Annotated in this window: 13 protein-coding genes; 7 read left to right on the plus strand and 6 right to left on the minus strand. The window is 63.5% G+C overall.

Translation table 11 applies throughout. The features are described from left to right. Nucleotides 1-66 precede the first annotated feature (66 nt). The 5 genes from BCY88_RS15475 (at nt 67) to BCY88_RS15495 (ending at nt 5,468) form a co-directional block, all read left to right on the plus strand. On the plus strand, nt 67-1,791 hold the full coding sequence (locus BCY88_RS15475; protein WP_120345160.1) for an NfeD family protein: 1,725 nt from the start codon (nt 67-69) through the stop codon (nt 1,789-1,791). Beyond that, nucleotides 1,788-2,561, plus strand: a complete 774-nt coding sequence (locus BCY88_RS15480; protein WP_120345128.1) for a slipin family protein — start codon at nt 1,788-1,790, stop codon at nt 2,559-2,561. Before BCY88_RS15475 ends, BCY88_RS15480 begins: the two co-directional genes overlap by 4 nt. A gap of 138 nt (nt 2,562-2,699) precedes the next feature. After that, on the plus strand, nt 2,700-2,957 hold the full coding sequence (locus BCY88_RS15485) for a DUF4148 domain-containing protein (protein WP_120345129.1): 258 nt from the start codon (nt 2,700-2,702) through the stop codon (nt 2,955-2,957). A 413-nt stretch (nt 2,958-3,370) separates the two neighbouring features. Further along, nucleotides 3,371-4,672: an NCS2 family permease gene (locus BCY88_RS15490; RefSeq protein WP_120345130.1), complete on the plus strand. Its 1,302-nt coding sequence runs from the start codon at nt 3,371-3,373 to the stop codon at nt 4,670-4,672. 265 nt (nt 4,673-4,937) lie between these two features. Next, the gene (locus tag BCY88_RS15495) at nt 4,938-5,468 is read left to right on the plus strand and encodes a cytochrome b (protein WP_120345131.1); all 531 of its coding nucleotides are present in this window, start codon (nt 4,938-4,940) and stop codon (nt 5,466-5,468) included. A 27-nt stretch (nt 5,469-5,495) separates the two neighbouring features. Here the strand turns inward: BCY88_RS15495 and BCY88_RS15500 are convergent, their stop codons facing one another. Then, a complete protein-coding gene (locus BCY88_RS15500; protein WP_120345132.1) occupies nt 5,496-5,786 on the minus strand; it encodes a DUF1488 family protein in 291 nt (96 codons plus the stop codon). A gap of 425 nt (nt 5,787-6,211) precedes the next feature. Here BCY88_RS15500 and BCY88_RS15505 point away from each other — a divergent pair, with 425 nt between their 5' ends. Both BCY88_RS15505 and BCY88_RS15510 read left to right on the plus strand, forming a co-directional pair. Then, entirely contained in the window at nt 6,212-8,212 is a 2,001-nt protein-coding gene (locus tag BCY88_RS15505; protein ID WP_120345133.1) for a sigma-54-dependent Fis family transcriptional regulator, read from the plus strand. Nucleotides 8,213-8,311: 99 nt separating this feature from the next. Then, nucleotides 8,312-8,626, plus strand: coding sequence for a 2Fe-2S iron-sulfur cluster-binding protein (locus tag BCY88_RS15510; RefSeq protein WP_120345134.1), 315 nt, complete (start codon nt 8,312-8,314; stop codon nt 8,624-8,626). Between the two features lie 14 nt (nt 8,627-8,640). Here BCY88_RS15510 and BCY88_RS15515 read toward each other — a convergent pair whose 3' ends face one another. The 5 genes from BCY88_RS15515 to BCY88_RS15535 form a co-directional block, all read right to left on the minus strand. Next, nucleotides 8,641-8,835 carry a YqaE/Pmp3 family membrane protein gene (locus BCY88_RS15515; RefSeq protein ID WP_120345135.1) on the minus strand — a complete coding sequence of 65 codons (195 nt, stop codon included), beginning with the start codon at nt 8,833-8,835 and terminating at the stop codon, nt 8,641-8,643. A 62-nt stretch (nt 8,836-8,897) separates the two neighbouring features. Continuing rightward, on the minus strand, nt 8,898-9,110 hold the full coding sequence (locus BCY88_RS15520) for a DUF1653 domain-containing protein (protein WP_120345136.1): 213 nt from the start codon (nt 9,108-9,110) through the stop codon (nt 8,898-8,900). A gap of 191 nt (nt 9,111-9,301) precedes the next feature. Beyond that, entirely contained in the window at nt 9,302-10,648 is a 1,347-nt protein-coding gene (locus BCY88_RS15525; RefSeq protein ID WP_120345161.1) for a glutamine synthetase family protein, read from the minus strand. A gap of 200 nt (nt 10,649-10,848) precedes the next feature. Beyond that, nucleotides 10,849-11,406 (minus strand): helix-turn-helix domain-containing protein, encoded by a 558-nt coding sequence (locus BCY88_RS15530; protein WP_120345137.1) that lies wholly within the window; start codon nt 11,404-11,406, stop codon nt 10,849-10,851. Nucleotides 11,407-11,432: 26 nt separating this feature from the next. Beyond that, the gene (locus BCY88_RS15535; RefSeq protein WP_120345138.1) at nt 11,433-12,731 is read right to left on the minus strand and encodes an NAD(P)/FAD-dependent oxidoreductase; all 1,299 of its coding nucleotides are present in this window, start codon (nt 12,729-12,731) and stop codon (nt 11,433-11,435) included. Nucleotides 12,732-12,968 lie beyond the last annotated feature (237 nt).

Below are 12,968 nucleotides of genomic sequence, written 5' to 3' on the forward strand. Positions count from 1 at the left end.
CAGCCTTTTTGGGGTAGCGGCCCGCGCCGGTCGATACCCGTCGGCATGGCGCGGCAGCCGTCAGCGATGAGCACGTATCCACGTCTCCCGTTCCGGCAGTCTGGTCCGCGCGCCGCGCTTATCCGTGGCGGCGCCGTGGGCCGGTTGATGCGCGGCATGACCGCGTTCGGCATCCTGTTGGCGCTCGGGTTCGCGTTGTGCGAAAACGCGCCGCCGGCGAGCGCCGCCGAGGGCGCCATCGCGCCGAACAGTGTGATCGTGATCCCGGTGAATGGCGCGATCAGTCCGGCCAGCGCCGACTTCATCGTGCGCAGCCTGCAACGCGCCGTCGAAGACCGCGCGCAACTCGCCGTGTTGCAGCTCGATACACCCGGCGGGCTGGATACGTCGATGCGGCAGATCATCAAGGCGATTCTCGGCTCGCCGGTGCCGGTCGCCACCTTTATCGCGCCGAGCGGCGCCCGCGCCGCGAGCGCCGGCACCTATATCGTCTACGCGAGCCATATTGCGGCAATGGCGCCGGGTACCAACCTGGGCGCGGCGACGCCGATCCAGATGGGTATCGGCGGTGCGGAGCCGCCCGCAGGCGGCGGCATGCCGGCCCTGCCCGGCGGCGGAGCCGGCACGGGCACGGGCGGACAACAGAACGGGCCCGGCGCGTCCACCTCACCAACCTCACCCGCAGCACCCGCATCACCCGGCCCGGCGAACTCGCCGAACGCAGCAAGCGCTGCCAGCCCGGCTAGCGCCGCCCTGCCGCTCGACACCCAATCCACCGAAATGCGCAAACAGGTCCACGACGCGGCCGCCTACATCCGCGGCCTCGCCCAGATGCGCGGACGCAATGCCGATTGGGCCGAGCGCGCCGTGCGCGAAGCCGTCAGTCTGTCGGCCGGCGAAGCGCTCGCGCAGCACGTGGTCGATCTGAATGCGCGCGACATTCCCGATCTGCTGCACCAGCTGGACGGCCGCACCATCACCACGAGCCGGGGCGACGTCACGCTCAGCACCGCCAACGCGCCGATCGTCACGCTCGAAGCCGACTGGCGCAGCCAGTTCCTCGCGGTCATCACCGATCCGAACGTCGCACTGGTGCTGCTGATGATCGGCATGTACGGCCTCTTCTTCGAGTTCGCCAATCCGGGGTTCGTGCTGCCGGGCGTGGTCGGCGCGATCAGTCTGTTGATGGGGCTGTTCGCGATGCAGATGCTGCCGGTCAATTACGTCGGGCTCGGCCTGATCTTTCTTGGCATCGCGTTCCTGATCGGCGAGGCGTTTCTGCCGACCTTCGGCTCGCTCGGCTTCGGCGGCGTGGTCGCCTTCGTGATCGGTGCGCTGATGCTGATCGATACCGACGTGCCCGGCTATGGCATTCCACTGCCCCTGATCGCGGCGGTGGTCGTGTTCAGCGTCGTCTTTGTGTTCGGCGTGTCGAGGCTCGCGTTGCGGGCGCGGCGCCGGCCCGTGGTGACCGGCTCGGAAGGGCTGATCGGCAGTCTCGGTGTGGTGCTCGACGGGGGCCTGACGCCGGACGGCGGCGTGCTGCCGGGGGATACAACGGCCGGCGCAATGGCAGAAACCAACGCAATGACAAGCGCAATGGCAGACGCAACGACAAACGCAACAGCCGGCCGCACGCTGGCCGGCTGGGCGCAGGTGCAAGGTGAACGCTGGCGGGTGTCCAGCACGGCTCCGGTCGCGGCCGGTCACGCGGTGCGCGTCACGGCGCGGCGCGGACTGACGCTGACCGTGGTGCCCGCGGAAACACAACAACAAGGAGAACGCACATGATTGGTTTCACATTTGGCTTCAGCAGCATTCTGATTCTGCTGGTGGCCGTACTGATTGCTTCGTCGATACGGATTTTTCGCGAGTACGAGCGCGGCGTGGTGTTCATGCTCGGCCGCTTCTGGAAGGTCAAGGGACCGGGACTCGTGCTGATCATCCCGGTCGTGCAGCAGGCGGTGCGCATGGATTTGCGCACCGTCGTGTTCGACGTGCCGCCGCAGGACGTGATTACGCGCGATAACGTTTCGGTGAAGGTCAATGCGGTGGTGTATTTCCGCGTCGTCGATCCGGAGAAGGCGGTAATCCAGGTGGCGCGCTATTTCGAAGCGACCAGCCAGCTATCGCAAACCACACTGCGCGCGGTGCTCGGCAAGCACGAACTCGATGACCTGCTGGCAGCTCGCGAGCAACTGAACGCCGACATCCAGAAGGTGCTCGATGCACAGACCGACGCCTGGGGCATCAAGGTGTCGATTGTCGAGATCAAACATGTGGACATCAACGAAACGATGATCCGCGCCATCGCCCGTCAGGCCGAAGCTGAGCGCGAACGGCGCGCCAAGGTGATTCACGCGGAAGGCGAATTGCAGGCCTCGCAGCATCTGCTGGAGGCGGCGCAGACGCTCTCGCGGCAACCGCAGGCCATGCAGCTGCGTTACCTGCAAACCCTCACGACGATCGCCGCCGACAAGAATTCAACGATTGTCTTTCCGCTGCCGATCGACCTGCTGAGCGCGGTGCTGGATCGTTTCAACAAACCTTCGGCCTCCTGAAGCGAAGGTGACGCGGCCTCAGCCGGGGCCACTTTGGATCGCCGGGTGAAACGGTGCATTACGTTCAACCGGCTTAATCGAAATGCTGACGAAAATTAAAATACGAGGGTCGTTTTAACCGCTCCATAGGAGCCAATCATGAAAATCGCTTCTTTAGTTGGACTCGGCGCGCTGCTGGCCGCCGTTGGCATGAGCACCGCGTTTGCGCAAACCTCACGGCCTTACGACCCGTCGGCGCCGCTCACGCGTGCCCAGGTGAAGGCCGATCTGGCCGACTGGCGCGCCGCCGGGTACGATCCGCTCGACTGGATCGACTATCCGGACAACGCGCAGCGCGCGGGCCGCATTGTCGCCGCGCGGCGCGCGCAGCAAATGGGCAGGAGCATGCAGCAGTAATCAGTCATGCCTTGATCCCGATGAGGCACACCGGGCCGTCCGCGATCGCAAGGGTCGCAGGCGATGCAGGCCCTGCGTGCCTCAAATCCGCGCATACAGTCGGCATAGCTCTGCCGCCATGCAGCCTCGCAAAGCCTTCCAGAACCTCACGTCACCTCCGCAACGTCGCACACTCGCTTGCCACGCCACGCCGCGCGTTGACAAGGTATCATCTCGCCCCTTCGGCAAAGCCTGCCGTCACGCAATCTGGGCGGCGCCGCCAATCATGATTACAATCCGCCGGTAGGCCTGGCTGCGTGGCGCGTGAGAGCCGTGCCGGACGGTGCAGCCGCCGCGCAATTGCCTGCTGATTTGCTGCGCATAGCCCGTATCAACCACAAGAAACGCTTTCTGAACGACGAGAGACCCGCCACATGGACTCCATAAAACGATACTTTGGCTTCGACGCCGCCGGCACCGACCTGCGCACCGAAGTGCTCGCAGGGCTGACAACCTTTCTGACGATGGCCTACATCATCTTCGTCAACCCGGCGATTCTCGGCGACGCCGGCATGCCGAAAGACGCGGTGTTCGTCGCGACCTGCATCGTGGCCGCGCTGGCCTCGCTGATCATGGGCCTCTACGCGAACTACCCCATCGCGCTCGCGCCCGGCATGGGCCTGAACGCGTACTTCGCGTACACCGTCGTAAAGGGCATGGGTTTCACGTGGCAGGCCGCGCTCGGCGCGGTGTTCATCTCCGGTTGCCTGTTCCTGATCGTCACGCTGTTTCGCGTGCGCGAAGTGATCGTCAACGGCATTCCGCATTCGATACGCATTGCCATCACCGGCGGCATTGGCCTCTTTCTCGCGATCATTTCGCTGAAGACAGCGGGCGTGGTGGTCGGTAATCCGGCCACGCTCGTCACGCTCGGCGATCTGCACAACCCGCATGTGATCCTCGCAGTCATCGGCTTCTTCGCGATCGTCACGCTCGACTTTCTGCGCGTGCGCGGTGCGATCCTGATCGGCATTGTCGGCGTGACCGTGCTGAGCTTTTTCTTCGGCGGCAATCAGTTCCACGGCATCGTCTCCGCGCCGCCGTCGATTTCGCCGACGCTGTTCCAGCTCGACATTCGCGGTGCGCTCTCCACCGGCGTGCTGAACGTGATCCTGGTGTTCTTCCTCGTCGAACTGTTCGATGCAACCGGCACGCTGATGGGCGTGGCCAATCGCGCAGGGCTGCTGGTCGAAGGCAAGATGTTCCGCTTGAATCGCGCCCTGCTCGCGGATAGCACCGCGATTCTGGCCGGCTCGATGCTGGGCACCTCGTCGACCACGGCGTATATCGAAAGCGCGTCGGGCGTGCAGGCCGGCGGCCGCACGGGTGTGACGGCGATCACCGTTGCCGTGCTGTTCCTGCTGGCGCTGTTTTTCGCGCCGCTGGCGGCCGTGGTGCCCGGCTATGCGACGGCGCCGGCGCTGCTGTACGTCTCGTGCCTGATGCTGCGCGAAATGCTCGATCTGCCGTGGGACGACGCCACCGAAGTCGTGCCGGCCGCGCTTACCGCCCTGCTGATGCCGTTCACCTACTCGATCGCCAACGGCGTCGCGTTCGGTTTCATCTCGTACGCGGGCCTGAAGCTGCTGACCGGGCAGGCGCGCAAAGTGAAACTGGTGGTGTGGATCATCGCGGCGATTTTCCTGTTCCGCTATTTCTATCTCGGCAGCGAATAAACCTGCCGGCGCCCGGCGCGAGAGCCGGGCACACGCTCGGAACAGGATGTGACGCGACGTGAAGTGGCGCCGCGCGATGGTGCGCAATGCAATGCCGCGCCGCGCGCTGCTATCTGACTGTCAGGGTCGCGACAGCGCCGCCGTGTCTGGCCACGGTTCGGTCTGGATCAACAATCGTTTTGCTGAAGGCGCCCGTTCGGGTCGGGCACCCTTTATCATCCGATGATTGATAAAAACCAACCATCTGGTCACTGGAGTTCCCCGCATGTCCTACAACCGCGCCTCGGACCGCTATACGGCGCCCGCTATCTTTTTCCATTGGGCAATCTTTCTGCTGGTCGCGCTCGCCTATCTGGCAATCGAAATACGCGGGCCGAAAGGGTCTGACAGCCGGGCGTTCTGGAGCAGCGTGCATTTCTGGGCCGGCACGCTCGTACTGGGACTGGCGGTTCTGCGCCTGCTGTGGCGGCTCTGGGCCGGCGCGCCCGCGGAAATCGCAAGCAACCGGCTACTCGCCTTTCTGGCGCGCGGCGCGCACCTCGCCCTATATGTTTTTATCTTCGCGCAGCCGCTGCTCGGCATCCTTCTGATCAACACCGGCGGCCATCCGGTCACGCTCGCCTGGATCAACTTCAGCTACACGCTGGTCGGCGCGGATCCGCTTGCCCGACCGTTGCTCAAGACCGCGCACGAATGGCTCGGCAATGCGTTTTATTGGGTGATCGGATTGCACGCACTCGCGGCGATCGCGCACCATGTGATTTTCAAGGACCGGACCCTGCGGCGAATCATCTAATGAGCTTCGCGCCTTTGGCGCGAGCGCTCAGTTGCGCCAATTCGCCTCGTAGAAGCGCACATACCCGCTTCTCAGCACCAGACATTGCGCCCGCGTTTCCGATAGCAGACGTCTCGTCGCTGCTTCGATCCGGGCCCGGTGCGCGTCGAATGCACCGACCATGTCTTCCAGGCGCGGCGAGGCGGCGCCGAAGTGATCTTCCAGCGCCTCGGCCGTGATCATGCACTCCACCCTCTGCCCATCGACCATTGCCGGGAACGCCAAGGTAAGCTCGCGACCTGAATACTCAGGAGTTTCGTTCGGGAATTGGATCTGCATGGGATTCACCTGAAAGGTTGAGTGCTGCGCATGGGTCGATTGGTACTGCGCACGCGGGTTGAATCTGGTCGCACCTGCAGCGCGTTTTCCTCCCGGTCGGATGCTGATAGCGCGGATCCGTCACCCCACGCTAACGTGCGCGTACTTCGCGCCCCGCGGAGGTGATTGGATTCACTGTAGACGAGTTCGGGCGCTGCGCAAGTTTTCCTTTCCGTTTGCTTTATTTTGGTGCCTGACGTGCTGTTTTGAGGCAAATCTCTCTCATCCAGCAACCCGGTTTTTGGCTGCCGGACGGCTTTCGCCTCGCTCCCGTTTCGTCCTGTAATATCGATGCTCAGCCGCAAGCGCGTACACCTTCGTATGCTGCACTGCGCAATGCAACCGCGGGCAACGCACCCGCCGGGTCCGATAACCGGAGACATGCTTTGACTCATCGCTCTGCCACGCCGCCCACCGTCGGTCGGCCAGACGTCATCGCGCAAGCTCACGCCCGCTCGCTCGAAGTCGGCCTGCGTGCGTCGGAAACGCCGGACTTTCAGCCGCTGCGCCGCCTTGCCCTGCGTGAGCTTGTCGATCGCAATCAATCGCTCTATACGCATGCGCTCCCCGTCATGGAGACCTTGCACGCGCAGATCGTCGACACGCAAAGCATGGTGTTGCTCACCGACAATCACGGCGTGATTCTCCACAGTCTCGGCGACAGCGACTTCGTTGAAAAAGCCAATCGCGTTGCATTGTGCCCGGGCGTGTCATGGGCCGAAGCCGATCGCGGCACGAACGCGATCGGCACCGCGCTCGTCGACGGACAGCCGACTGTCGTGCATGCAGGCGAGCATTTCCTGCACGCGAACCGGATCCTGACCTGTTCGTGCGCACCGATCGCGGATCCGTTCGGGCGCACGATAGGCGCGCTCGATGTCAGCGGCGACACGCGCGGCTTCCACAAACACACGCTCGCACTCGTGCGGATGTCGGCGCAGATGATCGAAAATCATCTGTTCTCCAATCAATTCGCCGACGCCATTCGTGTCCACTTTCACGCGCGCGCGGAATTCATCGGCACGCTGTACGAAGGACTGGCCGCGTTCGCGCCGGACGGCACGTTTCTGTCCGCGAATCGCAGCGCGCTGTTTCAATTCGGGCAGCCGCTCGCCGACCTGCAAAGACAAAGCTTCGATGCGCTGTTCGGGATCGCCTTTGCACGGTTGCTGCAGCAGATCGCCCGCGCGCCCGGCGAAAGCGTCGAGCTGACGTTGCCAAGCGGCGTGCGCGTGGTGGCGCGCGGTGAATTTGCGACGCCGCGCTATGTGGCTTCGGCAGAAGCCGTGCCTGACGCGGTGCGTGCCGCTGCTTCCAATGGGTCGCGTGCCGCGGCCCGGTCCTGCGAAGCGGCGCCGCCCGCGCCACCCGCCACACTCGAAACGCTCGATACAGGCGACGCACGAGTCAGCGCCATTCTGCGTAAAGTCGCCAGGCTGCGCGGCCGCGATATTCCCATTCTCGTCCTCGGCAAAACCGGCACGGGCAAGGAATGGCTCGCCCGCGCGATCCATCACGATTCGCCGCGGCGGGCCGCGCCCTTCGTCGCGCTGAATTGCGCATCGTTGCCCGATACGCTGATCGAGGCCGAACTCTTCGGCTACGAGGACGGCGCGTTCACCGGTGCAAAAAAACGCGGCAGCGTCGGCAAGATCGTGCAGGCCGACGGCGGTACGCTTTTTCTCGACGAAATCGGCGATATGCCGCTCGCCCAGCAAGTGCGCCTGATGCGCGTGCTACAGGAGCGCAGCGTCGTGCCGCTCGGTGGCACGCGGGCGATTCCAGTCGACCTGCGCGTCGTCTGCGCGACCCACCGCAATCTGCGCGAGATGATCGAAGCCGGCACCTTCCGCGAAGACCTGTATTACCGGATCAACGGCCTTGTCGTCACCTTGCCGGCGTTGCGCGAGCGCAGCGATCTGGCGGCGCTCGTCGAGCGCATGCTGGCGTTGCAGCCGGACGGCGAGCGTTTGCCGCGCCGCGTGTCCGACGAAGTGCTGGAACGGTTTGCGCAATGCCGCTGGCCCGGCAATCTGCGGCAATTGGCCAACGTGCTGCGTACCGCCGGCATCATGGCCGAAGGCGCGCAGCAGATCGAACTCGAGGATTTGCCGGAAGATTTTCTGCAGGATTGCGAGGACGCGCCGGCCGACGCCCGCGCCCAACCGCTCGCGGCGCGATCAGCCCAAGGTACTGCGAGTAATGGGCGCGAGAAAACGGCTGCGCCGGTGAATGCATCGTCCGCGCGGATGGAAGACTGGCAGGCGAGCCTGATCGCGCAAACGCTCGCGCGGCTCGACGGCAATGTGTCGGCGGCGGCACGCGAGTTGGGGGTGGCACGAAATACGGTGTATCGATATCTGCGGCGTGGGAACACGACGCATTGAGCCGGCGACGCTGAAGCTGGAATGTTCGGCTGCGTGCTGTAAGCCGCGTGGCCTGGCGTAGCGTGTAAAGTGTGGCGCAATCCGTCACCAGCTCACACGATGTCCGACTCCACCCGCCCGCCTCTCGTTCGCGTCGAGCCGCTCGGCTTAAGTTTTGAAGCACCCGATTCGCTCACGATCCTCGAGGCGGCCGGCTTTGCGAATCTGCGCCTGCCACGCTCGTGCCGCAATGGTACGTGCCGTACGTGCATTTGCAAAATGACTGCGGGACGCGTGCGCTATACGATCGAATGGCCCGGTCTCAGCCGGGAAGAAAAAGCAGAAGGCCACATCCTGCCGTGCGTGGCAATCGCCGAAACCGACGTGGTACTCGAAGCGCCGGATGCAATCGAATTACAGCCGCACGGCGGATGACATCACATCCGGCCTTAGCTGCCGTTGCCCATCGCCCGGGCGATTTTCTTGTCGGTGTTGTACTGACTCAACGCATACACCGACCAGATCGCGGCCGGAATCCAGCCGATCAGCGTGATCTGCAGAATCAGGCAAATGATGCCGGCGAACGGTCGCCCAATCGTGAAGAACTGAAACCACGGCAGAATGATGGCAAGCAATAAACGCATTCAGATTTCCTGTTTGTATTGACCTGGCAGTACACGCCCGTCGGATGCGATCGCACTTGCGATCACTCGAGCGAGCCGGCCTGGTTGATCGGCGCGAAGCGCGGCACCTTGGCGCCGTCGATGTCGACCAACTCGAAAAACACCGAGGCCGGACGCGTCCAGATCGTACCATTGCTGGCTTTATACACGATCATTGTGACCGTTGGATCGGACTCCAACGTGGCCTCGCAAACCAGTTCGTAAATACCGCCTTTGTAGTGTCGATAACGCACCATTCAACTGCTCCTGTCCCGGTCAACGGAATGTGTGTAGACGGACCGGCGTACTCCGAAACAGAGCACGCGATCCCGTTGTGGCCGTTATTTTAAACCCGCACCGGCAGGTAAAAGATCACGAATGCAGGCTGACGTGCCTGCGATCGACGCTCGCGAAGCATCGCTGCCCGGGCGGCAAAACACACCGGTGTTCAAAGGAACCAGCGGTATTCGCGCGCATTCACCTCGTTCATGAAATCCAGGTGATCCTGCCGTTTGTTCTCGCAGTAGACCATGACGAACTCTTCGCCCATTCCCGCGCGCACCACCGGATGATTCTGCATCGCGGCGACGGCCGTGAGCATATCTTTTGGGAAGTCGATCCCACTGGTGCGATCCTCGTTGAGCGGAGCGATGGGCTCGCGGCCGGCATCCAGCCCGTGTTCCATGCTCGTGAGGATGGCGGCCAGCACCAGGTAAGGATTCGCATCGGCACCCGCCACGCGATGTTCAATGCGCAGGTTGCGATCATCCGATTCGGGAATGCGAATGCAGGCATCGCGGTCTTCGAAACCCCAACTGCCACGGCTCGCGGCATTCGCCTTCCAGCCGTAACGGCGAAACGCGTTGTGATTGGCAGCAAAGACCGGCATGCAATGCGGCAGCAGCGCCAGGCAGCCGGCAACCGCGTGGCGCAATGGACGCTGACCGTCCGCCGCGAGCAGGTTGTTGCCGGCTTCGTCGTAAAGGCTCACGTGCACGTGCATACCGCTGCCCGGCGCATGCAGATAGGGCTTGCTCATGAAGCTGGCGCGGTAGCCGTGTTTCATCGCCACACCGCGCGTGCTGCGGCAGAACAGGGCGGCCCAGTCCGCCGCTCGCAGACCATCGTCGTTATGGCCAAAGTTGATCTCGAACTGCCCCGGCCCGAGTTCAGCCGTAATCACGGTCGCCTCCACGCCCTGCTCGCGCGTGGCTTCGACCATCTCGTCCAGCACGCCGGAAAACCGCGACAGTCGCTCGATATGCATGTTTGGCTGATCGTCCCTGTCGTCACAGAAGGGATCGCGTGGGAACTGCGGCAGGCCGTCCGCGAGCCTGGCGTCGAACAGATAGAACTCCAGTTCGAACGCCACCACCGGGCGAATGCCGCGCCGTTCGAAGCGTTTCAGCACGCGCGCCAGCACCTCGCGCGGTTCGAACTCGATAGGTGACTCGGTGCCGTCCGAGCTGATCAGCATCTGCCCCAACGGCTGGTTTTCCCATCGCACAGGCTTGAGCGTGCCGCCAATCAGGCGGCGCACCGCATCCGGGTCGCCGTCGTTGAAGCAATAGTCGCCGATCGGGTACAAGCCGCCCTGCACGCCTAGCAGGATGCAATTCTGCGGCAGTTTCAGGAGACTGCCGCCTGCGACTTTCTCAAGCATATCCACCGGATATCGCTTGCCGTAGAAGTGCCCGGGGATATCCAGACAAATGAGGTCGACGTAACGCACCTCGGGATGCGCGGCGCGGAAGGCGCGCACTTCGCTGAGCAGATCGGTGCTGGGGGAAGTCATGGGGTTGTCCTTCACACGCAAAAGATGACGATTGAGATTCATTTCAGGCTTGCGACGAACCGGGACAGGCCGGTTGGCGGCACAGCGGGACGTGGCATTCACGAGGGCCGCTTATCAGGTTCATGGACGAAACCATTAATTAGCGATCCGAATTTTTATTCCGTGCAGCATTCCTGCTGCGCTCGGATTCGACCGGAGTCCTAGGCGAACACCCAGAGTACCCGTGCCGGTTGATCGGAAAGGTTGGCGTAGCGGAATCGCGCATGCGCCGGCACCTGGAAGCCGTCGTTAGGGCCAAGCGTCACCGGCTGCGCCCCGTCGTCCAGCCAGATGGTCAACTCGCCTTCGAGGACGAAGCCACCTTGCTCGTCGCTGTCGTTCAACGGTCTGTCGCCGCTGCTGGCGCCGGGGGCCAGGTGGCTTTCCAGCATGGAGAAACCCGCCGACATATTCGGCGACACCAGCACATCCGTCACACCCTCGGCGTAGTAGAGGGTGCGGCGTTCGTCCGGCCGGGTTACCCATGGCAGCGCGCGCGGTTTGCTCAGGTTGTAGAAATACGTGGTGGGTACGCCCAGGGCTTCACCAATGGCGGTCAGGTCGCCCACGGTTGGACGCGAGAGGCCGCGCTCGATCTGCGAGAGGAACCCCACCGAGCGGCCGATCTTTTCCGCCAATGCGCCTAAGGTCACTTTCTTATGCTTGCGCAGATCCCGGATCAGTATCGCGAGACCTTCAATTTCTTCCTGCTTGTTCATCTTCCGCCCCTCTCCTTCCCGTTCTCTCAGACTCTGTCGCGCAGACGATACCAGGTCTTGCCCATGACCTCCAGCGGCGCGGCCAGCAACGCGCCGCCCGGAAACGGCGGATTGTCGATGGCTTGATACAGCCCTAGCAATTCGTCGTCGCCGAGGATCGCGTCGGCCACGGCCCGCGCAGCCGCGAGCGTCGGCAGCACGCCGTGCCCTGAATAGCCTTGCAGCCAGTAGCGTTGGCCCTGCCGGCCGACATCGGGCGTGCGTTTCATGCTGATGTCGATATGCCCGCCCCAGGCATACTCCAGCTCCACCCCGCGCAGTTGCGGAAACGCCCGCTCCAGGTAAGGCCGGGTAGCCGCAGCAATATCCTTCGGAATGCCGCCCGCGTAGGTGCAGCCGCCGCCGAATAGCAGACGGTTGTCAGGGCTCAGACGGAAGTAATCGGGAACGAACTGGTTGTCGATCACGCAACTGTTGCGCGGCAGCAGCGAACGGGCGGCGTCCGGCTGCAGCGGTGCCGTAGCCACCTGATACGTGCCGACCGGCAGCATGCGCCTCGAAAGTTTTCGGTCGAGGCGGTCGATATACGCGTTGCAGGCAAGAACCAGCACGTCGGCACGCACCTCGCCCTTGTCGGTGCGCACCACATAGCCGCCACGCCCGCCAGACGTCTCGTGGTAATCCAGCACCCGGCTCTGCTCGAAGATGCGCCCACCGGCCAGTTCAATCGCCGCCGCAAGGCCCTGGGCCAGCTTCAGCGGATTCAGGTGACCTGCCTCCGGATCGTAGAGCGCCGCCTGGTAGCGCTCGCTCGCAATCCACTGCGGCATCTCCTCGCGAGGAATGAAGCGCATCCGGTCATAGCCCCACTTCTCCCCGGCCTCCCGCTGGGCCTGCTGCAACAGCGCAACGCGGCGCGGCAGCACCGCCGCCCACAGACTGCCGGCACGATAGTCAGCATCAAAGCCATGCCGCTGCGGCAACTCGCGTATCTCCGCCGCGGCCCAGCACATGCTGTCCCAAAGCCGGCGGGTGCGCTCCAGCCCCAGCGCCGCCTCCAGTGGCGGCATATCGCAGGACCAGCCGAGCAGCGCCTGGCCACCATTGCGCCCGGACGCCGCCCACGCTACCCGGCTCGCCTCGAGCAAGGCCACGCGCTTGCCTGCAAGAGCAAGACGCAGCGCCGTATGCAAGCCGCTGAAACCTGCTCCGACGATCAAGACCTCGGCGTCGAGACGCTCCTCCAGCGCCGGGCGCAGCGGAATCGGACCCGGATAGGTGCGCGCATAGTAGCTGGAGACGTGCTCGGCGGACTGATGGAACATCTGCGCTGCTCCGTGAAAAAATCAATCATTAATTTCATGAAAAAATAGCATCAATTTTTCACGAAAGCAAGCAAGGGCAAAAACCCGCTTGTCGCGTCGAGCAATGCAGGAGGACGATGAAGCACGCCAGACGGCGTCGGTTTGAGGTGTCGATGCGGGAATGTTGGGCGCCAGGATGCAGACACGACGCCGCGTTGATATCCTGCATCCGGTGCAGGGCCTCGCGATGAATGCGGC

This window comes from Paraburkholderia fungorum (assembly GCF_003610895.1).
Classification (GTDB): Bacteria; Pseudomonadota; Gammaproteobacteria; order Burkholderiales; family Burkholderiaceae; genus Paraburkholderia; species Paraburkholderia fungorum_B.

Excerpts from the sequence above, each read along its gene's own strand:
- BCY88_RS15475 (WP_120345160.1), top strand. The coding sequence starts at position 67 with ATGAGCACGTATCCACGTCTCCCGTTCCGGCAGTCTGGTCCGCGCGCC.
- BCY88_RS15480 (WP_120345128.1), top strand. The coding sequence starts at position 1,788 with ATGATTGGTTTCACATTTGGCTTCAGCAGCATTCTGATTCTGCTGGTG.
- BCY88_RS15485 (WP_120345129.1), top strand. The coding sequence starts at position 2,700 with ATGAAAATCGCTTCTTTAGTTGGACTCGGCGCGCTGCTGGCCGCCGTT.
- BCY88_RS15490 (WP_120345130.1), top strand. The coding sequence starts at position 3,371 with ATGGACTCCATAAAACGATACTTTGGCTTCGACGCCGCCGGCACCGAC.
- BCY88_RS15495 (WP_120345131.1), top strand. The coding sequence starts at position 4,938 with ATGTCCTACAACCGCGCCTCGGACCGCTATACGGCGCCCGCTATCTTT.
- BCY88_RS15500 (WP_120345132.1), bottom strand. The coding sequence starts at position 5,786 with ATGCAGATCCAATTCCCGAACGAAACTCCTGAGTATTCAGGTCGCGAG.
- BCY88_RS15510 (WP_120345134.1), top strand. The coding sequence starts at position 8,312 with ATGTCCGACTCCACCCGCCCGCCTCTCGTTCGCGTCGAGCCGCTCGGC.
- BCY88_RS15515 (WP_120345135.1), bottom strand. The coding sequence starts at position 8,835 with ATGCGTTTATTGCTTGCCATCATTCTGCCGTGGTTTCAGTTCTTCACG.
- BCY88_RS15520 (WP_120345136.1), bottom strand. The coding sequence starts at position 9,110 with ATGGTGCGTTATCGACACTACAAAGGCGGTATTTACGAACTGGTTTGC.
- BCY88_RS15525 (WP_120345161.1), bottom strand. The coding sequence starts at position 10,648 with ATGACTTCCCCCAGCACCGATCTGCTCAGCGAAGTGCGCGCCTTCCGC.
- BCY88_RS15530 (WP_120345137.1), bottom strand. The coding sequence starts at position 11,406 with ATGAACAAGCAGGAAGAAATTGAAGGTCTCGCGATACTGATCCGGGAT.
- BCY88_RS15535 (WP_120345138.1), bottom strand. The coding sequence starts at position 12,731 with ATGTTCCATCAGTCCGCCGAGCACGTCTCCAGCTACTATGCGCGCACC.